20 protein-coding genes are annotated in these 25087 nt (G+C 35.6%); 10 read left to right on the top strand and 10 right to left on the bottom strand.

Annotation, left to right across the window (positions count from 1 at the left end):
- Positions 1-3 precede the first annotated feature (3 nt).
- The 3 genes from AC1W31_RS08455 to clpB all read right to left on the bottom strand — a co-directional run bounded on the left by AC1W31_RS08455 (position 4) and on the right by clpB (position 4462).
- Positions 4-1137 carry an efflux RND transporter periplasmic adaptor subunit gene (locus AC1W31_RS08455; protein WP_481733992.1) on the bottom strand — a complete coding sequence of 378 codons (1134 nt, stop codon included), beginning with the start codon at positions 1135-1137 and terminating at the stop codon, positions 4-6.
- Between the two features lie 151 nt (positions 1138-1288).
- Complete coding sequence (locus AC1W31_RS08460) at positions 1289-1618, bottom strand: hypothetical protein (RefSeq protein WP_481733993.1); 330 nt, start codon at positions 1616-1618, stop codon at positions 1289-1291.
- Positions 1619-1855: 237 nt separating this feature from the next.
- Positions 1856-4462, bottom strand: coding sequence for an ATP-dependent chaperone ClpB (gene clpB, locus AC1W31_RS08465; protein WP_481733994.1), 2607 nt, complete (start codon positions 4460-4462; stop codon positions 1856-1858).
- Between the two features lie 416 nt (positions 4463-4878).
- On the opposite strand from clpB, the gene AC1W31_RS08470 reads away from it, so the two are divergent.
- Positions 4879-5811, top strand: coding sequence for a sugar phosphate isomerase/epimerase family protein (locus AC1W31_RS08470; RefSeq protein WP_481733995.1), 933 nt, complete (start codon positions 4879-4881; stop codon positions 5809-5811).
- Positions 5812-6041: 230 nt separating this feature from the next.
- Here AC1W31_RS08470 and AC1W31_RS08475 read toward each other — a convergent pair whose 3' ends face one another.
- Positions 6042-6431, bottom strand: a complete 390-nt coding sequence (locus tag AC1W31_RS08475) for a LytR/AlgR family response regulator transcription factor (protein ID WP_481733996.1) — start codon at positions 6429-6431, stop codon at positions 6042-6044.
- Positions 6432-6805: 374 nt separating this feature from the next.
- On the opposite strand from AC1W31_RS08475, the gene lysS reads away from it, so the two are divergent.
- Complete coding sequence (gene lysS / locus AC1W31_RS08480; protein ID WP_481733997.1) at positions 6806-8521, top strand: lysine--tRNA ligase; 1716 nt, start codon at positions 6806-6808, stop codon at positions 8519-8521.
- Between the two features lie 136 nt (positions 8522-8657).
- Here lysS and AC1W31_RS08485 read toward each other — a convergent pair whose 3' ends face one another.
- Both AC1W31_RS08485 and AC1W31_RS08490 read right to left on the bottom strand, forming a co-directional pair.
- Positions 8658-8852 carry a cold-shock protein gene (locus AC1W31_RS08485; protein WP_481733998.1) on the bottom strand — a complete coding sequence of 65 codons (195 nt, stop codon included), beginning with the start codon at positions 8850-8852 and terminating at the stop codon, positions 8658-8660.
- 195 nt (positions 8853-9047) lie between these two features.
- A complete protein-coding gene (locus tag AC1W31_RS08490; RefSeq protein WP_481733999.1) occupies positions 9048-9242 on the bottom strand; it encodes a cold-shock protein in 195 nt (64 codons plus the stop codon).
- 426 nt (positions 9243-9668) lie between these two features.
- Here AC1W31_RS08490 and AC1W31_RS08495 point away from each other — a divergent pair, with 426 nt between their 5' ends.
- Positions 9669-9890 (top strand): PspC domain-containing protein, encoded by a 222-nt coding sequence (locus AC1W31_RS08495; RefSeq protein ID WP_481734000.1) that lies wholly within the window; start codon positions 9669-9671, stop codon positions 9888-9890.
- Here AC1W31_RS08495 and AC1W31_RS08500 read toward each other — a convergent pair whose 3' ends face one another.
- Positions 9891-10898: a glycosyltransferase family 2 protein gene (locus AC1W31_RS08500; RefSeq protein WP_481734001.1), complete on the bottom strand. Its 1008-nt coding sequence runs from the start codon at positions 10896-10898 to the stop codon at positions 9891-9893.
- 360 nt (positions 10899-11258) lie between these two features.
- Between AC1W31_RS08500 and AC1W31_RS08505 the strand changes: the two genes are divergently transcribed.
- The 7 genes from AC1W31_RS08505 (at position 11259) to mce (ending at position 22278) form a co-directional block, all read left to right on the top strand.
- Entirely contained in the window at positions 11259-12908 is a 1650-nt protein-coding gene (locus tag AC1W31_RS08505) for an amino acid permease (protein WP_481734002.1), read from the top strand.
- Between the two features lie 119 nt (positions 12909-13027).
- Complete coding sequence (locus AC1W31_RS08510; RefSeq protein ID WP_481734003.1) at positions 13028-15406, top strand: hypothetical protein; 2379 nt, start codon at positions 13028-13030, stop codon at positions 15404-15406.
- A 318-nt stretch (positions 15407-15724) separates the two neighbouring features.
- Positions 15725-17470: a GMC oxidoreductase gene (locus AC1W31_RS08515; RefSeq protein WP_481734004.1), complete on the top strand. Its 1746-nt coding sequence runs from the start codon at positions 15725-15727 to the stop codon at positions 17468-17470.
- Positions 17471-17643: 173 nt separating this feature from the next.
- Positions 17644-18291 (top strand): gluconate 2-dehydrogenase subunit 3 family protein, encoded by a 648-nt coding sequence (locus AC1W31_RS08520; protein WP_481734005.1) that lies wholly within the window; start codon positions 17644-17646, stop codon positions 18289-18291.
- An 82-nt stretch (positions 18292-18373) separates the two neighbouring features.
- A complete protein-coding gene (locus AC1W31_RS08525) occupies positions 18374-20830 on the top strand; it encodes a PAS domain-containing sensor histidine kinase (RefSeq protein WP_481734006.1) in 2457 nt (818 codons plus the stop codon).
- Positions 20831-20935: 105 nt separating this feature from the next.
- Positions 20936-21346, top strand: coding sequence for a hypothetical protein (locus AC1W31_RS08530; RefSeq protein WP_481734007.1), 411 nt, complete (start codon positions 20936-20938; stop codon positions 21344-21346).
- 524 nt (positions 21347-21870) lie between these two features.
- Positions 21871-22278, top strand: a complete 408-nt coding sequence (gene mce / locus AC1W31_RS08535) for a methylmalonyl-CoA epimerase (protein ID WP_481734008.1) — start codon at positions 21871-21873, stop codon at positions 22276-22278.
- Positions 22279-22390: 112 nt separating this feature from the next.
- Here the strand turns inward: mce and AC1W31_RS08540 are convergent, their stop codons facing one another.
- From AC1W31_RS08540 to AC1W31_RS08550, 3 genes are all read right to left on the bottom strand, one after another.
- Complete coding sequence (locus tag AC1W31_RS08540) at positions 22391-23368, bottom strand: LiaI-LiaF-like domain-containing protein (protein WP_481734009.1); 978 nt, start codon at positions 23366-23368, stop codon at positions 22391-22393.
- A gap of 114 nt (positions 23369-23482) precedes the next feature.
- On the bottom strand, positions 23483-23941 hold the full coding sequence (locus tag AC1W31_RS08545) for a PspC domain-containing protein (RefSeq protein ID WP_481734010.1): 459 nt from the start codon (positions 23939-23941) through the stop codon (positions 23483-23485).
- Positions 23942-24325: 384 nt separating this feature from the next.
- A complete protein-coding gene (locus AC1W31_RS08550) occupies positions 24326-25003 on the bottom strand; it encodes a hypothetical protein (RefSeq protein ID WP_481734011.1) in 678 nt (225 codons plus the stop codon).
- Positions 25004-25087 lie beyond the last annotated feature (84 nt).

Raw genomic sequence — 25087 nt, forward strand, 5'->3', positions numbered from 1 at the left:
TGATTATTTTAGTGTATTGACGTGACCTAAATCTGCTTTAATCTCATTCATTTGCACAAATTGAGGTTTTATCGTCATGCCGTCTTTAACATTTTGAATGCCTTCGTAGATAATTCTGTCGTCTTTCGTAAGTCCCGAATCAACAATATAAAAATGGGGCATTCTGGTTTTAGAAGTAATAGGGCGTGATTTAACTTTATTATTATTGTCAATCACATAAACATACATTCTATCTTGAATCTCAAAAGTTGATTTTTGAGGAACAATTAATACATTTTGGTATTTTTTCAGCAACCTAACTTTTCCACTTGCCCCATGTTTAAGGATTTTATCTGGATTATTAAATCTTGCTCTAAATGCTATATTGCCCGTATTTGGGTCAATTTCACCGTCACTTGTTTCAATTTTCCCTTTAAAAGCGTGTTCTTTACCATTCGCCAAAATCAAGATTACATTATTTGATTGTTCGGTATTTGCTTTGAAATTAACGGAATAATTAAGGTATTCTTTTTCCGAAACATCAAAATAAGCAAACACTTGATCATTTTTCGAGAGGGTCGTCAGGAGCGTTCCGTCTTCAGTCAAGCTACCAATTTTATTGGGAATTCGGTTTACTATTCCACTAAATGGTGCTTTGATTTTGGTATAACTGAGTTCAATTTTAGAGAAAGATTCATTCGCTTTCGACTCCTCCACTTTGGCTTTCATTATCTCAACTTTGCTTTTGGCAACTTCCAACTCGGTATTTGAAACAACGTTCTTTTCAACCAGTCTTTTCACATTACTCAAATCAATTTCGGTTGCTCTCAATTCAGCAACGGAACTTTTCACCATAGCAGAAGCTTTCATTACCTGTTCGTTCAACTCCAAATTGTTGATACTGAAAAGCAATTGTCCTTCTTTGACAAATTTGCCCTCATCTACATAAACTTTATCCAGATAACCTTTGATTCTTGATCTGATTTCTACGTTTTGAACGGCATTTATTTCCGCCACATAATCAGTTTGGAGTGTAGTATCCATCAATATTGGCGAAGTTACCGGAAATATTTCCATAACTTTTTTTTCTTCTTTGGCTTGAATAGTACACGATAGCAGAACATACGCCATCAACATACTTAATAATAAATGTTTCATAAAATTTCTTTTGTAATAAAATTGGAGCTTTTGTAAGTATATTGAGTAAATATTAATTTCTTAATAAGTGTCTATTTAGTTTATAAAATCTAACATTAACCTATAACACCCTTTTATTCTGAGATATTTATCCAGAAAATGATTGATACAGTTATGTAAATAAGAATGAAATGGGAAGGAAATTCAGGGGAGGAGGGGGATTGGGTTCTGAGTAAATATTATACGTAATAAAAAGATACTGAGCTATCGGCTGAGTAGTAGATTTGAATGCAAAACAATTAGAATAATTTGTTACTTCAACTGGAATAAGGTCTATCTGATTTGAATCACTAATTGAATTATCATCTATATTTTCAAGCTCATTTTCAATCGCAAATTCAATATTTTTGGTCAATGAGTTATAAATAATAACTCCTCCACAAATTATTGGGGTGGTTAATATTAAAAAGAAATATATTTTCTCTATTATTTTCTTTTTCATCAACCTAAACTTCGTTTTAATTATTTTAAAAACAAATGTACTTTATATTTTGCTTAAAAAGTGATTAATTACCCTTAGAATAACCTTAGAATGCGACCAATCTATCAATTGTTTCGATGACAGTATTCTGCTCAAATTGATTTAATGAGAATTTTAATATAAATAGCGATAAATTATTCCCAAAAAAGTCAATCTGCAAGCAGATTGACTTTTCAATATTCATACAATCACTTTGATTTATATTAGAGGACTATTCGTTACAACATTCTCAAATTGTAAATTTCCATCATTACCCAATTCCATCATCACGACCGAATCTTTGGAGATATAATTTCCCAAAATCTGTTTCGATAATTCATTCAAAATCCGTTTCTGCATTACTCGTTTTAAAGGTCTTGCGCCCATGGTTGGTTCATAACCTTCTTCGGCAATGTGCAGCAGGGCTTCTTCTGTAGCTTCTAACAAAATGCCTTGGTCTTTCAAACGGTCTTTGATTTGGCGGAACTGAATTTGAACAATTTGTCGTAAATTCTCTTTCGATAGCGGTTCAAACATCACAATTTCATCCACCCGATTCAAAAACTCGGGACGAACCACTTGTTTCAACAAAGTCATTACTTCTTTTTTCGCTTCTTCCATCACAATATGATTGTTCCAACCTTCCATTTCACCCATTTTTTCTTGGATAATATGGCTACCAATGTTGGAAGTCATGATAATAATCGTATTCTTAAAATTCGCAATCCGACCTTTGTTATCCGTCAAACGACCATCGTCCAAAACCTGTAAAAGGATATTCCAAACGTCTGGATGAGCTTTTTCGATTTCATCCAAGAGAATTACTGAATACGGTTTTCTACGAACGGCTTCGGTCAATTGTCCACCTTCATCATACCCAACGTAACCTGGAGGCGAACCAATCATACGACTTACCGCATGACGTTCTTGATATTCCGACATATCAATTCTAACCATCGCATTTTCATCGTTGAATAGATAATCCGCCAATGCTTTTGCCAATTCTGTTTTACCAACACCCGTCGTTCCCAAGAAAATAAATGAGCCAATAGGTCTTCTTGGGTCTTGCATACCCGCCCGTGAACGACGTACCGCATCCGAAATTGCCTCAATTGCTTCCGTCTGTCCCGCCACTCGTAAGCCCAATTCATACTCCATGTGAAGGAGTTTTTCTTGCTCGGCTCGCATCATTTTTGAAACTGGAACGCCCGTCCATTTTGCTACAATCTCGGCAATATTTTCTGCCGTAACTTCCTCCTGCAACATCGTAGATTCGTGTTCAACACTCGATGTTTGGGCTTTGGCAAGTCGGGCTTCGGCTTCAATTAATTTACCGTAACGAATCTCCGCTACTTTTCCATAATCTCCCGCCCGTTCGGCTTGTTCGGCTTCTAATTTTAATTTATCAATATTCTCTTTTTCTATCCTCACACCGTTCAGAACGTCTTTTTCACCTTGCCACTTGGCCATTAAATTCGTTTTCTTATCGGTCAATTCTGCCAATTCACGAGTAATAATGGTTTCTCTTTCCACGTTATTTTCACGCCTGATAGCTTCTCGTTCAATCTCTAATTGCATAATTTTTCTTTGTAAATCATCAATTTCTTCGGGAACAGAATCTATTTCCATCCGCATTTTTGCCGCTGCTTCATCCATTAAATCAATGGCTTTGTCGGGCAAATAACGGTCTGAAATATACCGACTTGATAATTGAACCGCCGCAATCACCGCATCATCTTGGATTCTTACGCCGTGATGCAATTCATATTTTTCTTTGATACCTCTAAGAATTGAGATCGCATCGGTTTCGTCAGGTTCGTCCACAATTACCATCTGGAAACGTCTTTCCAAAGCCTTATCTTTTTCAATATATTTTTGGTATTCTTTCAAAGTGGTTGCTCCGATGGCGTGCAATTCTCCACGAGCCAGAGCGGGTTTCAACAAATTGGCAGCATCCATCGCCGATTCACCTCCCCCACCCGCTCCAATGAGCGTATGGATTTCGTCGATGAATAAAACAATATCGCCTTCCGAATCCGTAACTTCCTTAATAACAGCCTTTAGGCGTTCCTCAAATTCACCTTTATATTTTGCTCCCGCAATCAAAAGTCCTAAATCCAAGGTATAAATTGTTTTAGATTTTAGGTTTTCGGGAACGTCCCCCAAAACAATTCTTTGCGCAAGTCCTTCCACGATGGCGGTTTTACCAACGCCGGGTTCACCGACTAACATCGGATTATTTTTGGTTCTACGAGATAAAATCTGTAAAACTCTCCTAATCTCTTCATCACGCCCAATCACGGGGTCAATTTTCCCAGTCTTGGCAAGTTCATTTAAGTTGATGGCATAGCGTTCCAACGAACGATAGGTCGCTTCTGCATTTTGGTCTTTCACGGTTGTATTTCCTCTTAATTCTTTTATCGTTTCTTTTACTAATTTCTCTTTAAATCCATTGTCTTTCAATAAGTTAGCGACTGAATCTTTACCCAAAGACAAAGCTAAAATCAGTAACTCGACGGAAATATATTCATCCGAAAACTCTTTCATCAGGCTTTCGGCTTTGGTCATGGCGGTATGGGAATCATTAGCAAGATAGGGTTGTCCGCCACCCGAAACTTTGGGATAAGCATTCACCAAATCTTCTAATTTAGGCAGAAAAACGGCTTGATTTACCCCCAATTTTTTCATCAAAAACTGAGCGGTATTCGGTTCTTCTTCGATAATTGCCTTCAATAAATGTCCCGTTTCAATGGCTTGCTGACCATTGGCTGAGGCAATTGAAGCCGCTTGCTGGATTATCTCTTGTGTTTTTGTTGTGTATTTCATGTTTTTATAGGAAAAAGGGGGGACAAGCAGAAATGGAGGAATAAATAAATGGAAGATTTAGAAATTCCTTCATTTCTACTGTTTCCCTTTCTTCACTTGTACTTCAATATCTAAGCCAGTCCTTTTCTTCGGAAATTATGACGTGAATTATAAAATATTTATTAAAAAAATATGCCAATATGGCTAATTGAAGGCATTTTTGGCAGATATGATGAAAATATTTTGATTATACTAACTCCATAGTAAAGTCAGAATTTCATGATTAAAATTTGCACGTTAAAACACAATTTTGGTATGTCAAGATAGTATTTGTAGAATAATTTTCTAATTTGTTAGTCAAGAATCAAATTTAGACTTTATTGGAGCATTTGAAAATGATTAAAATCAAGTTACCAAAAAGATAAAATCTTAAAACCATGAATAGAAGAAAATTTATGAACAAAACAACCACCCTCGCAAGCGTAGGACTCGTCGCCTCAATGGACGATTTAACGAAACAAAGTACTTTAAATGTTAAACCTTCGGCAGGGTTTTCCTTGAAAATATTTGCGACCAATTGGGGGTTTACTGGTAGCGTAGATGAATTTTGTGCAAAAGCTAAAAGTGAAGGATACGATGGGATTGAAATATGGTGGAACACCTCTAAAACTGGTCAAGATGAGTTATTTTCTGCCTTAAAAAAACATCAATTAGCCGTAGGATTTCTGGTGGGAGGTTCTGAAAATGAGGCTATTAAACACTTTGAAACTTTCACGAAAAACTTGTTGGAAGCTACTGTTCAAACCATTCAAAAACCCACGTACATCAATTGTCACAGTGGAAAAGACTTTTTTACTTATGAAGAAAATAAAGCTTTTATTGATTTAACGACTGAAATAAGTGAGAAATCGGGATTACCAATTTACCACGAAACACACAGTGGACGAATGCTTTTTGCCGCTCATATTACCAAAAACTTCATAGATAAAAACCCGGATTTACGCCTGACTTTGGATCTTTCTCACTGGTGCAACGTGCATGAATCTCTTTTAGAAAATCAGACGGAGGCAGTGCAGGCTGCCCTCGAACGTACTGGTCATATACACACGAGAATTGGTCATGAAGAAGGTCCGCAAGTAAACGACCCAAGAGCGCCCGAGTGGAAAAATGCTGTTCAAGCACATTTGAGTTGGTGGGATAAAGTAGTAGAAATAAAAATGAAAGCGGGACAGCCCCTCACCATGCTCACCGAGTTCGGACCACCAAATTATTTACAAACACTTCCATACACAAATCTTCCCGTAGCCAATCAATGGGAAATCAATGTATATATGATGAAATTGATGAGAGAGCGATATTTAAAGAAGTGATGAGTCTATAACTTATAATTTATAACTCACAATTCATAATTACAAAAAACAGTTTCCCGAAAAATTCAGGAAACTGTCTGCTATTCACCTAACCACTAAAATAGTTTATCTTTCAAAAAGCCGAGTCTTTTAAAACCCCTTAAAAAAAGTCAAGGCTTATTTTTAAATGTATCTCAATTCTCCAGAATCGAGGTTTGTATTATTCTCGAATCAGGAGAATCAGGTTAGAATTATTTTTTCTGTTTAAAACTCCGAAACTGTTGTTGAAATTCTGTTTTTCTTCTTCTTGAAATTTCAATTCGTTGTCCTGTTTGCATTATTACCGAAGAATCACCTGACAAATCCACTTCTTTCAGATAATTAAGGTTAATGAGGTAAGACTTTCTAATCCTTGCAAAATCATTTTGACTAAACAATTCACAAAAATCTTTCAAGGTTTTGGAAAGCAAAATTTTCTTTCCATTACTCAAATGTACATACGTATAATTTCCTTCCCCTTCCAACATCATAATGTCACGAATGATAATTGATGTCTTTTTTCTATCGGTATAAATAACCGATTGAAGATTGTTAATTAAGTTGGCGGTTGGGTAAGCATAATTCTGTACCGATGTATTCATAATATTTTTAGAGATAAGATGGATAAAAGTTTGTTCATTTGAACGATACAAAGTAACAAAATCTACTTTTCTTGTTTTAGCGTAAAATTACCTAATCTAAAAAATTGGGTAGTTTTACGGTGTGACTTTTAAAACCAAAACCTGTCTATGAAAGATTAGTCGAAGAAGTAATAGTTTTGGTAACAGTTTAGAATGATTATATTCCGAAAATTATTAAATCAAAAGACAACATTAAAATCTACACTTATAAGGCTATTTATCTTAAAGTGAGTAACCTAACGGTGTAATGTAATAGTAAGCCGACCAAAAATCAGGCTCTTTTTGTTTATCAATCCGTTTGTGGGTAATTTTACAGAATAATAGCAATTAGAAAAATGATACTTTCAGAACAAGAATTACTTCGCCGACAAAAACGGGAAGATTTGATAAAATTGGGCATCGACCCTTACCCTGCCGAAATGTTTGACGTAAATGTTACGGCTGAGGATATTTTAAAAAACTACGAAAACAATAAAATAGACTATAAATCAATTTCAATCGCTGGACGTTTGATGTCTTTCCGAATTATGGGAAGTGCTTCTTTCGCTGAATTACAAGACTCAACGGGACGTATTCAAGTATATTTTCGTCGTGATGATTTGTGTCCAGACGAAGACAAAACGCTTTATAATATCGTCTTTAAAAAACTCTTAGACATTGGTGATATTATTGGAATAAAAGGCTTCGTTTTCACAACACAAGTGGGTGAAATCTCTATCCACGTTACTGAATTCAAGATTTTGAATAAATCTTTGAAACCCCTTCCTATCGTAAAAAGAGATGACGATGGCAATATTCACGATGGTTTTACTGACCCAGAAATGCGTTATCGTCAGCGATACGTTGATTTAATTGTTAATCCAGAAGTCAAAGATATTTTCTTGAAACGTGCCAGAATCGTAACCACGATGCGTTCCATGTTTGATGCAAAAGGTTGGTTAGAAGTAGAAACTCCAATTCTTCAATCCATTCATGGCGGAGCGTCAGCTCGTCCGTTCAAAACTCATCATAACACGCTGGATATGCCTTTATTCATGCGTATTGCCAATGAATTATACCTAAAAAGGTTAATCGTTGGTGGTTTTGATGGCGTATATGAGTTTGGAAAAATGTTTAGAAATGAAGGTATGGACAGGACTCATAATCCAGAATTCACCTCTTTAGAATTCTACGTAGCTTACAAAGACTACAACTGGATGATGACATTTACCGAACAAATTTTTGAAAAAGTAGCCATTGCAACCAATGGACAAACTTTGGTGAAAGTGGGTGAAAATGACATAGAATTTGGGGGAGAATTTACCAAATTGACTATTGCAGGAGCCATCGAAAAATATACGGGCGTAAATGTAGAAGGCATGGATGAAGAAACGCTTCGTGGACATTGCAAATCGTGGGGAATTGAAGTGGATGCCACAATGGGAACTGGTAAATTAATTGATGAAGTGTTCGGAGAAAAAGTAGAAGCAAACCTTATTCAACCTACTTTCATCATTGATTATCCAGTCGAAATGTCGCCTTTAACCAAAAAGCACCGTAGTAAACCAGGTTTGGTTGAGCGTTTTGAGTTATTCGTCAATGGAAAAGAAATTGCTAATGCTTATTCAGAATTGAACGACCCAATCGATCAACGTGAGCGTTTTGAAGAACAATTGAAGTTGGCAGAACGTGGCGATGACGAAGCAATGGCAATGGACGAAGATTTCTTGCGTTCATTAGAATACGGAATGCCACCAACCGCAGGGATTGGGATTGGTATTGACCGTCTAACGATGTTGATGACCAATCAAGTTTCGATTCAGGAAGTATTATTTTTCCCTCAAATGCGTCCAGAGAAGAAATCAGAAGTGGCAACCGAAGCTGAATATCAAGCTCTTGGTGTACCATTAGAATGGATTCCAGTTTTGCAAAAAATGGGTTTCATGACGATTCAATCAATAAAAGAAGCAAACCCAAACAAAGTTTTCAATGATTTGGGCGGAATGCGTAAGAAACTAAAATTAGATATTACGATCCCACAGAAGGATGATGTGATGAAGTGGTTTGAATAGTTGCGATTGAGTGAATTGTGAGTTAGTGATTTAGGACGTGCAAAATTTACTAACTCACAATTCACAAATAATATAAGCAAAAAAGCTCAACCAAATGAATGGTTGAGCTTTTTTGATGACTATATAAAAAAAGGAATTATGCCTTCTTTACATTCACAGCATTTAAGCCACGTTTTCCTTCTTGAACATCGAAAGAAACAGAGTCGTTTTCACGGATAGTTAATCCAGATAAGCCTGTAACGTGAACGAAGATTTCTTCGCCTGAATTGTCGTCAACGATAAATCCAAAACCTTTTGATTCGTTGAAAAATTTAACTTTACCAGTTTGCATAAAAAAAATATAAAAAAATTAAAAATAAAAAATTCTGATTGAAATAATTAATAATGAGTTACTAAACTCTTTGAACAAACACAGCTTTTAGGCTTTTTTCCGATAAAATCGAAATAAATAATCGAACTATTAGGTAATGAATTTCACAAAACCAATTTAAAACAAACAATTTCTGTCAAATTAAAAAACTATAAATTACAGTTTCTTAACATTATCAGCATTTAAACCTCTCTTGCCATCAACGATGTCAAAAGAAACTTTATCATCTTGACGAATGTGTGTGCCCCCCAAAGCAGTTACGTGAACAAAAATCTCTTGTCCAGATTCATCATCTAAAATGAATCCAAAACCTTTACTCTCATTAAAAAATTTTACTGTGCCTGTTTGCATGATAAAAAAAATATTAATTAAATTTTCACACTACGATTAGCAAAACGCCAATTTCGTTGTGAATTAACAGCCCAAAAGTTGAAGATGTGATACGATGAGTGTTTGATAATCAATGAGGTAGGTAAATCTGGGGGACTAACATACTATTGAAAACGGACTAATTGTACTAAAAACTTATTACTTTTCTACTATTAACCCCCAAATGTAAGTATAATTTTATACATTCCTACTTTTAAAGTAATATTTTTCTTTATTTTATGCAAAATAGTAGTATTTACTCATTATTATTTTGTGTTTTTCTAACAATTTTCTATAAATTACAGTTATATTTGTATTAACTGTAAAATGGCAAATTTTGAAAAAAGGTTAAAAAATTATACTTTTGTTATTAATCATTTGGTCTTATTCGTATACATATTTATTTCTATGATAAAGTTAAAATATTTTTTTGAACAACACGCATACGGTGTTTGCACACGTTTGGGAGAAAAATTTGGCATTTCTACGGCCAGTATTCGCCTTTATTTTGTTTATCTTTCCTTTATAACAGTTGGTTCACCCGTTATTATCTACCTCATATTAGCATTTTGGATGAATATCCGTCGTTATTTGCGTCAAAGAAATAATCCTACCGTTTGGGAGTTTTAATCACATTTCATCAAACCTTTCTTTTCCTTTTACAAAATATTGCCATACAATATTATGTGAGAACATAGGTTTTAAATCATCTCTTCTTTGTATTTTCTTACGTTTTTTATGCCATTTATAAAAATGAGCGTAGAAATTGAAATGAGCCCTTGCTACTGCCCAACAGTCTTGCCAAGAATCAAAAAGTAAGAATTTTACCCCTGCAACTCCGTCTAAAATTAATCTTGTCAGTAAAGTTCGGTACAAGCCTTTATCGGGATGATTTTTGTATAACATCACCAATCCATTTCTAAAATTCAAGAAAGTTTTATGTGGATTAGACTTTGGCAATGTACCTCCTCCTACGTGATACACTTCTGACTCCCCGCAAGCAAATATTTGATAACCAGCGTGTTTCATTCTCCAGCATAAATCTATTTCTTCCATGTGAGCGAAAAAATCACCATCAAACCCTCCCATTTCGTGGAAAATATTTGCTCTCACAAACAGACACGCACCCGTTGCCCAAAAGACTTCCACATTATCATCATACTGACCCAAATCTTCTTCCAGAGAAAGGAAAACTCTTCCTCTACAAAAGGGATATCCCAAACGGTCGATATATCCCCCCGCTGCTCCTGCGTATTCAAAGTGCGTTTTTTCGTGATAAAATTTTATTTTGGGTTGGCAAGCGGCAATGTTTGAATTAGATTCCATTAAATTAATGACTGGTTCAATCCAATTTTGGGGAACTTCAACGTCTGAATTTAGAAGAATATAATATTTATATTGGTTAATTATTTGCGCTAAGGCTTCATTATACCCTTGTGCAAAGCCATGATTTTCAAAGAGTTGAATAATTTTTACGGAAGAAAAATCTCTTTTTAAGATAATAATTGAATCGTCAGTAGAAGCATTATCAGCTACGTAAATATCAGCATTTTGAGAATGAATGATTACGGATGGCAAAAAATCAGTCAAATATTTTTGACCATTATAATTTAGAATGACTACTGCGGTTTTGTTCATATTATTATTAGCTGTGAGCAATAAGCTACGAGCTATGAGCCTAAAAATTACGTGATTAGATAATTAATTTGTCGAATATAATGCTTAAAAATAGGCAAATAAATTAGGATAATCCATTCTATTCAAGGCAGATAAGGATTTAATTTAGCTGGTTATTTTGATAATGTAAAGTTAATTTGATTTTTCCGAAAACTAAACATCTCCTATTTGCTTTCGCATTATTTGAAGTTTTTGAGTAAATTAGCTATCAGCTTTGAGCTTTGAGCCGTGAGCATTGAGAAATTCTAAAACTCATCATCCACGACTCATCGCTCCAAGCTCATCGCTCACGGCTCAAAGCTAAATAATCCATCAAACTAAATGCCAGAAAAATCTATTTTTAGACGAAAATCCATTTCCAATGTTTTAAAACAAAGCGAGGACGCACACGGTGAGTCTGGGCTAAATAAAATTTTAGGAGTCCGAGACTTAACTTCATTTGGTATTGCCGCAATTATTGGGGCAGGAATCTTTAGTACCATCGGACGTGCCAGTTTTGACGGTGGTCCTGCCGTTACGTTACTTTTTCTTTTTGTATCGATTGCCTGTGTTTTCACCGCACTTTGCTACGCACAATTTGCTTCAATGGTACCCGTTTCGGGGAGTGCCTATACCTATGGATACGTATCATTTGGGGAAATTTTCGCTTGGGTTATTGGTTGGGCATTAATCTTAGAATATGCCGTTTCCAATATGGTAGTAGCCATTTCTTGGTCGGAATATTTTGTTTCTATGCTCCGAGGATTCGGGATAATTTTTCCAGATTTTTTAACTTTTGATTACGGAACTGCTCATCGAGCGTTTTTATTAAGTCAGACTGAAAAACTGGTTGGGGGCGATATTGCAGCGGCTCAGGCATATATCAACGCTCCTGTGATTGGGAGCATCCATTTTTTGATTGATTTACCTGCGGGCGTAATTACGATGTTAGTAACAGCATTAGTTTATGTGGGTGTGAAAGAGTCTCGAAATGTAAGTAACTTCTTAGTAGCTCTAAAATTAGCCGTTATCTTACTGGTTATTTGTGTAGGGGCATTTTATGTTAAACCTGATAATTGGACTCCATTTGCGCCCAATGGTTCAAAGGGTGTTTTGAAAGGAGTTGCTTTAGTATTTTTCGCATTCATTGGTTTTGATTCTATCTCCACAATGGCGGAGGAATGTAAAAATCCACAAAGAGATTTGCCCCGTGCGATGATTTATTGCTTGGTGATTTGTGCGGTTTTATACGTGATGATTACGCTGGTTTTGACAGGCATGGTTAATTATACTGAACTCAAAGTAGATGACCCTTTGGCATACGTTTTCCAAAAAGTAAATCTTGATTTTGTAGCGGGGGTTATTTCGGTTTCTGCGGTGGTTGCCATTACGAGTGCTTTGTTGGTTTATCAGATGGGACAGCCCAGAATTTGGATGTCAATGAGTCGTGATGGATTGCTTTGGAAACGTTTTTCTAAAATTCATCCGAAATTCAAAACGCCAAGTTTTTCAACGATTGTTACGGGTTTTTTAGTAGCTATTCCTTCGATGTTTTTGGATATGGGTTTGGTGGCAGACTTAACAAGTGTAGGAACGTTCTTTGCCTTTATTGTGGTTTGTGGCGGCGTTTTATACTTGGACTATAAAGGTTTATCGAAAGATGCAAAGTTTAAAATCCCTTATTTGAATGGGCAGTATTTAGTGGGTGGACTATTGATTATTACATTCAGTTATGCAATTTACGCTAATGATTTTACTTCCGAAATAGCTTTAAAACCTCTTTTAGCTGTCTTTTGGTTGGTTTGGGCAATCTTATCAGTATTAGCTTATCAACACAAATTTTCCATTTTACCCGTCTTAGGAATCTTGACCAATCTTTATTTAATGACCGAATTAGGCGTGATGAATTGGACAATTTTCTTGGTATGGTTAGCGATTGGTTTAGCGATTTATTTCTCTTATGGATATAAAAATAGTAAGTTGGCAAATTGAGGTTTTCCACTAAAGTTAACGAAGTCAGTCTTTCCCAAGACTGACTTTTTGTTTTTTAAAATCATCTGATTATCTTAGTTATTAATTCACAATCTCCACAATTAATAATTTTACCATCAATGAAAAAAATCTACCTTTCACTTTTCTTTTCTGCCCTTTTATCTTTTGTTTTTAACACCTCATTTTCTCAAACAATTACACTTGGCAGTTTAGGGACTACTTCATTTTGCCCAAGTGGTTCATTAGCCGTTCCTTTTACTACTGATTTGCCTGCGGGGACTGTTTTTAGGGTTTATTTATCAAATTCTTCTGGAAGTTTTAGTTTTCAAACTCAGATTGGGCAAGGAATGGTTAGTCCTATAACTGTTTCATTTCCAACATATCTTTCTGCTGGAACTAATTATAAGTTAAAGATTATGAGTGCAACTCCTGCTATTACAAGTAACCTAAGTATCAATCTTGTAACAAACGGAGAACAAATGATTATTTCTGTAAAAAATATAGTTGGAAAAGAAATAGATGATGCTTTTATCTGTAAAGGGTCTTCTTTGACAAGTATTATAAATGTAAATCAAATTGGAGGTTCATACCAATGGGAAAAAGATGGGATTGTTCAAGTCAATAACCAATCATTACGAATAACCGAATCGGGTACATATACAGCCAAATGTCAAAAAATTGGGTGTAATAGTATAGTTAAATCATTAAATATTAATACAGTAAATTCCGCAAGTTCAAAAGTGGTTAGAATGGGCAATATTTATCAATGTACAGGAAGCTCAATAGTATTTAGAAATCGTTATTTTAGTGATAGTGCAAATTACCAATGGAAAAGGAATGGTTTTTTATTATCGGGGGAAACGAAAGATACTTTGATTACAAATCAAACTGGAAAATATTCGGTAAATGTGACAGATAAATGTATTGTTTTAACTGAGGATTCAACTTATTCTACGCCTCTGGATTCTGTTGTGTTTAGCACTCTTTTAAATAATCAAATTAGAACTATAAGAAATGGAAATCAATTATGCGGCTCCAAAATAGCCGGGTATGCATATAGTACAACATATTTTGATTTTAATAGTAATAATCTTGCACCTTATTCTTACCAATGGAAAAAAAATGGGTTGAATATACAAAATGAAACCGACAGCAAGCTTTATAGCATTCAAACTGAAGGCATATACACAATGGCTTTAACCCAAGGAAATTGCACAGTTTTATCAAATGCAATAAACTTTATAAAAGTGGACACTATCAAATTATCATTAGCGCTTTTTACAACAAGTATTTCAAAAATATGTGAAGGAATGCAGACATCTATCTCAATATTTAAGCCATACGAAGGCATAAATATTGACGTTTATAAGGATAATATTCTTATAAATCATAATACTATTTCCAATAGCATCAATGTAAGTAGCAGTGGGAAATATACGGTAAGAGGTAATGCGTTGGGTTGTGTTATCATTCCTTCTGATACCCTTAAAATCGACGTTGGTAATAATCTAAGCCCTTTAATACTAAAGAATGATAACTATATCTGTAATAATAATCCAGCCGTTATTCAGTTAATTGATCCATATTCAAACCTTCCTAATGTATCTTATCAGTGGTTTCGAGATGAACAATTGATATCAAATGAAACTGATAATACGATCGTTACAACAATTCCAGGAATTTATAAAATTAGAGTTTCATCCTCTTATTGTTCAGGATATTCAGATACAGTCAGCGTAATATCTTCTTTAATGTTACCTAAACCAATAATTTATGAGGTTGGAGATTTACCAATAAAATCCTTAAAAAGTAATTGCCAAAATAATGTAATAAAAGTTTATTCTGATTTAAAAATCTCATTACCCAACAATTCATTTACAAGCACACAATGGAATAGAAATGGGCAAATAATATCTACTAAATTTTTAAATGATAATGAATTACTAATACCTCAATCAGGAATATATACTGTCATAGGTAAAAAAGGTGACTGCATATCCCAAGAATCCGACCCCGTAGAAATAAAAATTGGTGAACCCATCACCGCCAATATAACAGGTTCAACATCCATTTATGCAGGACAAAAAGTTAATCTGAATCTTAATTTTACGGGTGGAAATGCTTGGTCTTATCAAACTTCTGATGTAGCTACGAGTCAAAGAACTTCTCTCTCATCTGTTACTAAGAGTGTTTCTCCCACTACTGTCAAAACCTACACAATTACAACTGTTGCCAGTAATTGTGGAATAGGAACAATATCAGGAAATGCTACAATAACTGTTTGTCAATTAGGAAAGACATCGAGTGTGCAATCTGGAAATTGGAACGTTCCATCCACATGGTCGTGCGGGCAAATACCTACCTCCGCCTACGATACCATTATTGAAAATGGACATACCGTAATTTTACCAAATGGCTATCAAGCAGAAACAAAAAAACTGGATTTAAGAGGAGAGTTGACACAAGGAACTGGCTCTGGAGTGAGAGTTAACCAATAATTATTGAAACCGATTTTTTACAAAGGGTTATCTTATTTGGTTTCAACTAAGAGATAAGCCTTTTTTTTATTTTTCTCAAAAATAATCAACACAAATATGACAAAAAAGGATATATTCGAGTAATAAAATAAAGAAATTTGATTTTAAAAGCATTAGGAAAGTATGGCTTGGTAATTTCGTTATTTTCTAAAGATTTAATCTATTCTATTCAAAATATATGCAATTTTATTCAAAAATTGACACTTCATTAAATCAACTATTTTTTAACTTTATATTACATTTCCTAAAAGAGTTTCCTTTAATTTAACCTAAAACACAATGTTTGATTTTCAGATAAAAGACCCATCTACCGTCTATGATGTCGTCATTATTGGTTCGGGTGCAGGTGGTGGAATGGCTGCTCACGAACTCACAAAAGCGGGGGCAAAAGTCTGCGTTTTGGAGGCTGGGCAGTATTTTGACCCTGCCGATCCTAAATATATTACGCAATTAAAAGCCCCTTGGGAATCTCCCAGAAGAGGTGCAAGTTCAACCCGTGCTTTTGGTGATTTTGATGCGGCTTACGGCGGTTGGGAAATCGACGGTGAGCCTTATACCACCAAAGGAGATACCAAATTCAACTGGTTTCGTTCAAGAATGTTGGGCGGACGGACCAATCACTGGGGACGTATTTCACTCCGTTTTGGTCCCGATGATTTCAAGCGTAAATCCATTGATGGTTTGGGAGATGATTGGCCCATTGGCTATGACGATGTGAAGCCTTATTACGACTATATTGATAAAATGATTGGCATTTTTGGCACGAATGAGGGAATGCACAATAACCCCGATGGGATATTTTTGCCTCCGCCAAAACAGCGTTTGCATGAATTGATGTTGCAAAAAAACAATAAGAAATTAGGCATTCCAACAATACCTTCAAGGCTTTCAATCTTAACAAAACCCATCAATAAAGACCGTGGAGCATGTTTTTATTGTAATCAGTGTAGTCGGGGGTGTTTGGCTTATGCCGATTTTTCATCGTCTTCGGTCTTGATGATTCCTGCGATGAAAACGGGAAATTTGACCTTGATTACCTACGCAATGGCTCGTGAAGTTTTGACCGACCCCACATCGGGATTGGCAACGGGGGTTTCTTACGTGGATACCGTAACGATGACTGAGAAAGTTGTGAGAGGGAAAACTGTTATTTTGGCGGCAAGTGCGGGCGAAACGGCTCGTTTACTATTGAATTCAAAATCAAGTCGTTTTCCAAATGGTTTAGCTAATTCGAGTGGTGTTGTGGGACGTTATATCAACGACTCTACGGGAGCTTCTCGCTCGGCAATTATTCCTGCTCTTTTTGATAGAAAACGTTATAATGAAGATGGTGTAGGCGGAATGCACGTTTATACGCCGTGGTGGTTAGACAACAAAAAGTTGGATTTCCCGAGGGGTTATCACATCGAATACGGTGGCGGAATGGGAATGCCTGCCTACGGTTTTGGATGGGGCATTGAAGGAATAAATGAAAAATATCCAACTCGTGAAGGTATCCAAAAGGCTGCTGGAGGTTATGGAGCGTCATTGAAGGAAGATTATAGACGTTTCTACGGAGCGTATATTGGTATGGCTGGTCGTGGTGAACCCGTGCCTGATTATAACAATTATTGCGAAATTGACCCGACCGTAGTTGATAAATTCGGGATCCCTGTCTTGCGTTTTAATTATACTTGGTCAGATTATGAAATTAAGCAAGCGAAACATATGCAGGATACTTTCGAACAAATAATTCACGAAATGGGTGGTGAAGCTTTGGGCAAAAAACCTGATGCTAAAACCAATTATGGTTTGGCTGACCCTGGGAAAATCATCCACGAAGTAGGAACGGCCCGTATGGGAAATGACCCTAAAACTTCGGTGTTAAACAGTAATTGTCAAGCACACGACGTAAAGAATTTATTTGTGGCCGATGCAGCTCCGTTTGTTTCGCAAGGAGATAAAAATGCTACTTGGACGATTTTGGCTTTATCGGCTCGTACTTCAAATTATATTATCGAACAAAAGAAAATGGGGAATTTGTAAACGAATAAATATGGAACGCAGATGACGCCGATGCTTCGCAACGCAGATTTAAGAGGATTTTTTATCCATGATACTAAATACTTTTTCATTAAGATTACTTTGAGTGTGTTAATCCCAAAACAAAAAATCTGCGTTACGAAGCATCGGCGTCATCAGCATTCCATTCTAAAATCATGAAAAAAAGAGATTTTCTAAAAAATATAGGGCTTTCATCGCTTGGAATGGCGGTGATGAGTACCGATGCTTTGGCGGGTGAAATGTTGGATGGCCCAAAACCTAAGCCCAAAGCAAAAGTAGCAGGAGGTTTGCCAAAATTAAATTATGGCAGAACCAAAGACGAAGCTGAAAGAGATGCTAAATTGATGGCAGAAAAATTTTTGACGGAACATGAATTAAAAACGATTACCGTTCTTTCGGACATTATTATTCCTGCCGACAAATTCTCTGGAAGTGCCTCACAGTCGGGCGTAACGGGTTTTATTGAGTTTATTGTGAAAGATAAACCTGAATTCAAAACGCCCGTGCGTGGTGGTTTGCGTTGGTTGGATTCAACGTCAATTAAACGATTTGGGAAAGATTTTGTTTCGCTTTCACCGAAAGAACAAATCAATATTGTGGATGACATTGCTTATCCAAACAAAGCGAAACCCGAATTCTCGCAAGGCGTAAATTTCTTTTCATTAATGAGAAATTTGACGGCAACGGGTTTTTATTCGTCCGAAATGGGGCATAAAGATATGGGCTACGTAGGTAACCGACCAAATAGTTGGGAAGGTGTACCCGATGATGTTTTGGCGCAATACAGTTTGAGTTATTCATAAGTATTAACAATATTTTGTTATCTTTAACGTCGATAAAAGGATTTTTATCGACGTTTTTGTATTTAATTCAAATTACCTAAATATGAATAGCATTACCTCTAAAAAAAAAATAAGTTTTCTGCCAAATGAAGGTGAAATGTGCCAATTAATCCAACAGAAAGATTGGCATGAAACTGCCATCGGAAATCCTAAAACTTGGCCCCAGAGTCTTCGTACAACCCTAAGTATTATCCTCAATTCCAAATTCCCCATGTTTCTCTTTTGGGGTCCTGAATTAATTTGCTTTTATAATGATGCCTATCGCCCCAGTTTGGGAAATGATGGCAAACATCCCGCCATTTTAGGTGGCCGTGGTGAAGATTTTTGGCAAGAGATATGGAGTGATATCAAACCTTTAATTGACAATGTTTTGGCAGGTCAACCAGCCAACTGGAGCGAAGACCAATTGTTGCCAATTTTTAGAAACAACAAAATGGAAGATGTCTACTGGACATTTAGTTATAGTGCCGTAAATGATGAATCTGGTAAACCCACGGGTGTTTTTGTTACTTGCTCGGAGACAACTAATAAAGTAATAGCCCTAAAAAACTTGGAAGAAAGCCAAGAACAATTGAAGTTTACTATCAGCGCAGCCAGTCTGGGAACGTGGGATTTGAACCCATATTCTCATGTTTTTATTTATAATCAGCAACTGAAAGATTGGTTTGGTTTAATACCCGAAAATGAAGTAGATGCCCCCATAGCACTTAGTAGTATTATTGAAAAAGACCGAAAAAAAACGATTGATGCCATGCAAGCGGCCATGACACGGGGGTCTGATGGAAACTACGAAATGCAACATACAGTTATTAATCCCTTTACGAAACAAGAACGCATTTTATTGGCAAAAGGCAAAGCTCTTTTTGACGAACATGGCGATGTTTATCGGTTTAGTGGCACAGGACAGGATATTACTGAACAAGTGCTTGCCCAGAGAAAATTAGAAGAGAGTGAGAAAAATTTCCGTATGCTTTCCGACCAAGCTCCTATGTGGATATGGCTCACGGATGATAACATAAATGTTTTATATGCAAATACTGAGTTCCTTAACTTTATAGGAATACCGCATTATACTGAATTTACGGGAAAAGCTTGGGAAAACATTATTCATCCTGATGATATATCTATTGTTTACGAAAGTTATAGGAATGGCGCTGCTCGACAAGAATCATTTACATTTGAATGTCGTATAAAAAATGCCAGTACGGACGCATTCGAATGGATATTTTTTAAAGTAGTAGCTCGAAAAGAAGCGGATAAATTTGCGGGGTTTATAGGAACTGGTATCAATATTCATCGTCAAAAAACGCAACTATTTGCCTTAGAAGAAAGCGAAGAAAGATTTAGAATGCTGGCGGAAACGCTTCCAGCCTTGGTTTGGGCAACCGATGAAAAGGGAAATGCGGAATATGCTTCAGGTAAATGGGAGGAATACACCGGCGTTCAACCTTTAACGGCGGAAGATTGGGCATCCATTACTCATCCCGATGATATTGAGGGTATTAACAAGGCATTTAGTCATTGTTTGGCTACTGGTGATACCTACAAATATGATGTGAGACTTAAAAGTAGAAATCAGAAATATAGATGGTTTACGGTGAGTGGTGTACCTCTTTTTGATGATAATCATAATATTGTGAAATGGATTGGCGCATTTATGGACATCCACACCGAAAAAAGTTTCTCGCAAGAATTAAAAACACAAGTTAATGAAAGAACAAAAGAGCTATCTATCGCAAAAGATAATTTGATTCATAAAAACGGTGAACTGGAAAAAATGAATAAAGAACTCGAAGCATTCGCTTATGTGTCGAGTCATGATTTACAGGAACCGTTAAGAAAAATCCAAACTTTTGCTAGTCGTATTTTAGAAAAAGAAAATGAAAATTTATCTGAAACAGGAAAGGACTATTTAAGAAGAATGAGAATGGCGGGTGAGCGAATGCAACAACTCATACAAGACCTATTGGCTTATTCACGCACCAAAACCGCCGACCGCAAGTTTGAAAGTATAGACTTAACATTAATATTAGAGGATATAAAAGAGGATTTGAAAGATGAATTTAAGCAGCATAAAGTCATCATTGAAACAAATGATTCTTGTGCGATTAAAGTGAAAGTAATTCCTTTTCAGTTCCGACAACTTATTTATAATCTTGTTAGTAATTCAATCAAATTTGCAAAATCGAATGAAGCGCCTATTATAAAATTATTCTGTGAGATTTCGGAAGGTTCGGAAATGGATTTTGAAAGATTAATCCCAAATTTGACCTATTATCATCTCACTATCTCAGACAATGGTATTGGTTTTAATTCGGATTATAAAGAGAAAATTTTTGAAATTTTTCAACGCTTACACGGAAGAGAAGAATATACTGGAACGGGAATTGGGCTTGCCATTGTGAAAAAAATCATTGAAAATCATGAGGGTTATATTACCGCAAATGGTGAATTAGGCAGAGGAGCGACTTTTGATATTTATATTCCTACAAATTTATAAATGAAGAATAAACTCAAAACCTAATAACTTGAAGTCTTAAATGAAGAATAAAATGAGCGTAAAAACGATACATGAAAGTATAAACTTTTGAAAGGTGGCGGAGAAATGGGCGAACTTATTCATTTAAAAGATTGGAAGAAATCAATGATAAGAAATCCAGAAAGTTGGCATCAAAGCCTTCGCAGAACACTCAGTATTATTTTGAATTCCAAATTTTCCATGTTTCTCCTTTGGGAATCTGAATTAACTTGTTTCTACAACGTAACTTTTCGCCCAAGTATAGGTAATACTGGCAAATATCCACCAATTTTGAGAGAACCAGCCTCTGAATTTTGGAAAGAAATATGGAGTAAGATAAAACCTCTCATTGATAATGTATTGGCAAGAAATGAAGACAATTCGAGCGGAGACCAATTATTACCCTTTATAGAAATAATAAAATGGAAAATATCTATTGGACTTTTAGTTATAGCCCGGTACATAATGAATTGGCGGAGATACCGGGTGTTTTTGTAACCTGTGTGAAAACTACCAAAAAGTTGAAGCGATTGAAAACTTAGAAAAAATAAAAAAACTTACATTCGCCATCGATTCCACCAAATTAGGAATTTGGAGTTTCAATCCACTCACCCCTCGACCTGTTTGTGTGTAGTAATCGTTTAAAAGAGTGACGAATAAGTAATTACTCGCAGAAAAGAAAGAATATTACGTTTTTGCCTTGGATGGCAAGAGTTTAGGTTATTTTGGTTCATATTCCCAAGATGATATTTTCAATTGGTCAGATTAAACAAAGGAGCTTTTTGGTATTTTACCCTATACCCTAATTTCTATTGCTGACATCAGTATTGGTATCAATTCGGATAATAAAGAAAAAATCTTTGAAATATTCCAAAAATTACACGGCAGAAAAGAATATTCAAGAATGGGCATTAGGCTTGCCAACGTGAAATAAATTATTGATAATTACTGCCGAGGGAGAATTGAATGTAGGGGCAACTTTTAATATATATCTTCCATCAAATCCACTTAACTAACAAATAATGCAACACATTGAACACATCGGTATCGCCGTTAAAAATTTAGAATTTTCAAATAATTTATTCACAAAACTCTTAGGAACAGTACCTTACAAACAGGAAGGCGTAGAATCTGAGGGCGTAATGACTTCTTTTTTTCAAACGGGACAAACCAAAATTGAATTATTAGAAGCCACTAATCCAGAAAGTCCAATTGCGAAATTTATTGAGAAAAAAGGAGAAGGCATCCATCATATTGCGTTTGAAGTAGCGGATATTTTAACGGAAATGGAGCGCTTGAAAAACGAAGGATTTATACTCTTGAACGAAGTGCCAAAGAAAGGAGCAGATAATAAATGGGTATGTTTTTTACATCCAAAAGGCACAAATTCGGTTTTGGTGGAATTGTGTCAAACTATGAGAAACGATTAGACCACGGATGAACCCGCAACGGAGTTGGGATTTTACAGGTTTACACGGATAAAATTTTAAAATCCGTGTAAATCTGTATCATCTGTGGTCTAATTTTGGTGCATTAAAAAACCTAATACCTCCTAACTTTCAAAGACTGCAAACCGCCGTCAAAATTAAGCGAAATTTTCTTGGTAGATTTGTCATAATTTGGGGTTTCCCAATGACCATTTTTCTGAATAAATCCATCAAAATCTTTGTCATTCAAACCACCGTTAATGTCTATACGACAACCCACCGACTCAGGAACTTGAAACTCAATGTCGGTCAATCCTGATTCAATTTTTACGTCTAAATTATCAACTTTATCACCCAATTTCACGTCCGTTTCTGTCAATCCCGTTTTGATAGAAAGATTTTTGACTTTATATTCACTCAAATCAAAGTCAGCTTTACCCGCTCCAAATTCAAACTTCATATCCCACAATACCGAAGAATTCAATTTTAAGTTAATTTTATTGTCATTATCATCGCCAATATTAATATTATTTTTCTTTCCTCTCAAAGCAAAATCCACCGTAGGATTGATCGAATCACCCGTTTTTTTCAAAGAAATATTGCCAAAAGTTAGATTTGCATCCGCTTCCACTAAATCTTTTGAAGTTCCAGCAATTACAAATTCTGCCGCACCTCCCGAAAAATTGAAAGTAGCGCTTTTAATTTCCGCACTCATCGGTGAATTCAATTGCTGATTTGAGCCTTTGAAACTCGTATCTTCATCGTTGTCATCGTTGTTGTCATTATCATCCTGATCGTCATCGTCATCCATGTCAATATGAATACCATTTTTGTTGAAAGCAGTACCCACTCTTTCTTGGCAACTCCTCACTAAAACCGTAGGAATGGCGATGCACAAAAGTACAATTGTGATAACCGTCGCCGAACTATTACTTTTTCCCAATAGGGCAATTAGACCAAGATATATCAACAACAACGGCCATAAACGGGATATTTCGTGCCAATTGATGTGAAACCAACCCCATTCTTTTCCCAAGAATAAGATACCAAGCAGGATTAAAATCCCGCCCGAGAAGAGACTTTTTGAGTTCATTTTGTATTGGTTATCAGAGATTAGTTATTGATTAATAGTTATCATTATATCCTATAAAATTATACTTAGAATACCCAAATACGAATCACCAATAACTAATTACTAATAACTGATTTAGAGGTTATTTGTATCTTTATTATTAAAATCAATTTTATCCTTGTCTCTAAAGATGATATAACCACCCACAGCAATCAGGATTAAAGGCCAGAATTTTCCAAAATCAAAATCTGGAATCCATTCGTCTAAAAGGAAAATTGTACCGAGGACTATTAAAATAATCCCCCAAACCTTGTTTGAATCTTTTTTCATGTTCGTTAGTGTTTCGTTAAAAGTTGAATCGTTATTAGCATCAACCGAAGCTGTTTGCCATCGGGCTGCGAACAGCGAATGTTGTACGGGCAATGATGCCCACAAGATAATATAAATCCAGAGGAAAATACCGTGTGTGAATATTAATCCAAAAAATAAGAGCACTCTCATCACGGCAATATCAATGCCGAAACGTTCTGCTAATCCTGCGGCTACACCTCCTAATTGTCCTTTTGAAGGTATGCGATACAATGTCTGACTCATGGATTCTGTTGTTTAAATTTTGTATAACTAATTGATTTAGAGAAATTTATATTATATATTTTAATCTTTTAACTTCTAATAAAGATTGGCGGAAAACTACTCTTTAATACATAGTACCTTGTTTGGTGTCTGAAAGATATCACGAGTTTCACGAACGGCAATTGGGAAATAAATGAACGGTAAGTAGGAATTAAGAATGGCAATTTTAGATTATAGAGATTTTATGTACCACGATTCTCCAGAATCGCAAATTATATAAAACAACTCTTCACATTATTTACGATTCTGAAGCATTGTGGTACACAAAAAAATCCTTCATAAGTAAAACTCATGAAGGATTCTGATAAATATAAATTTTACGATTCAGGAGAACCGTGCTACATACTACTGCTTTGGAACTTTGGCTTTTGCTTCTTCCACTTTCTTCATTTGAACATTCACATTTTCACCCATCGAAATTTGGTCTTTTTTGTTTTGTTCCACATCGGTCAACAATTTTTCTAATTCTATTCTATTCTCTTCAATTCTCTTTAAAAGTTTCTCTTTGTCTCTTTTATTATCCTCAATAGCACGAACTAATTTATCGCCCGTTTTGATGGTTTTCTTTTGTTTATCCGTAACATCTTCCATTACTTTTTCTTCGGTTCTTACCCCTTCTTGCAGGTTAATTACTTCCACAAAATCATTCAAAATTTTCTCAGCAGCGGCATATTTAGGATGCGTTCCACCCACGTAAACCTCCTCTCCTGTACCAATCGACATAAATATTTTAGTACGTCCTTTTTCAGTTGTTATTCTACTTACTAACATCACTGGGTCGCCTGAGATGGTTGGCATGATGACATTATTAACTCTGTAAGCCCCACTTTTACCCGATTCCACTTTGCCGTATTTGGCTAATTCTGTTTGCCATGCCTGTTTGACGTATTTATCGTCAACGGCAACGGATGTGTAAAGACCTTCTTTGTTGGCTTTCTCTACTTCCTGCGTACCCGAGAAAACTTGTGCATTAACCGACCGAAAACCAGTCAGTAGTATAGCCGCTAATAATAACTTTTTCATAAAATATTTTAGTAATTTAGATTGAAATTTAAACGTGTTTCGTTACAAATTAAGCAACAATGGTATGACTACCAAAGTTTCTTA

It is taken from the genome of Arcicella sp., from assembly GCF_964672035.1.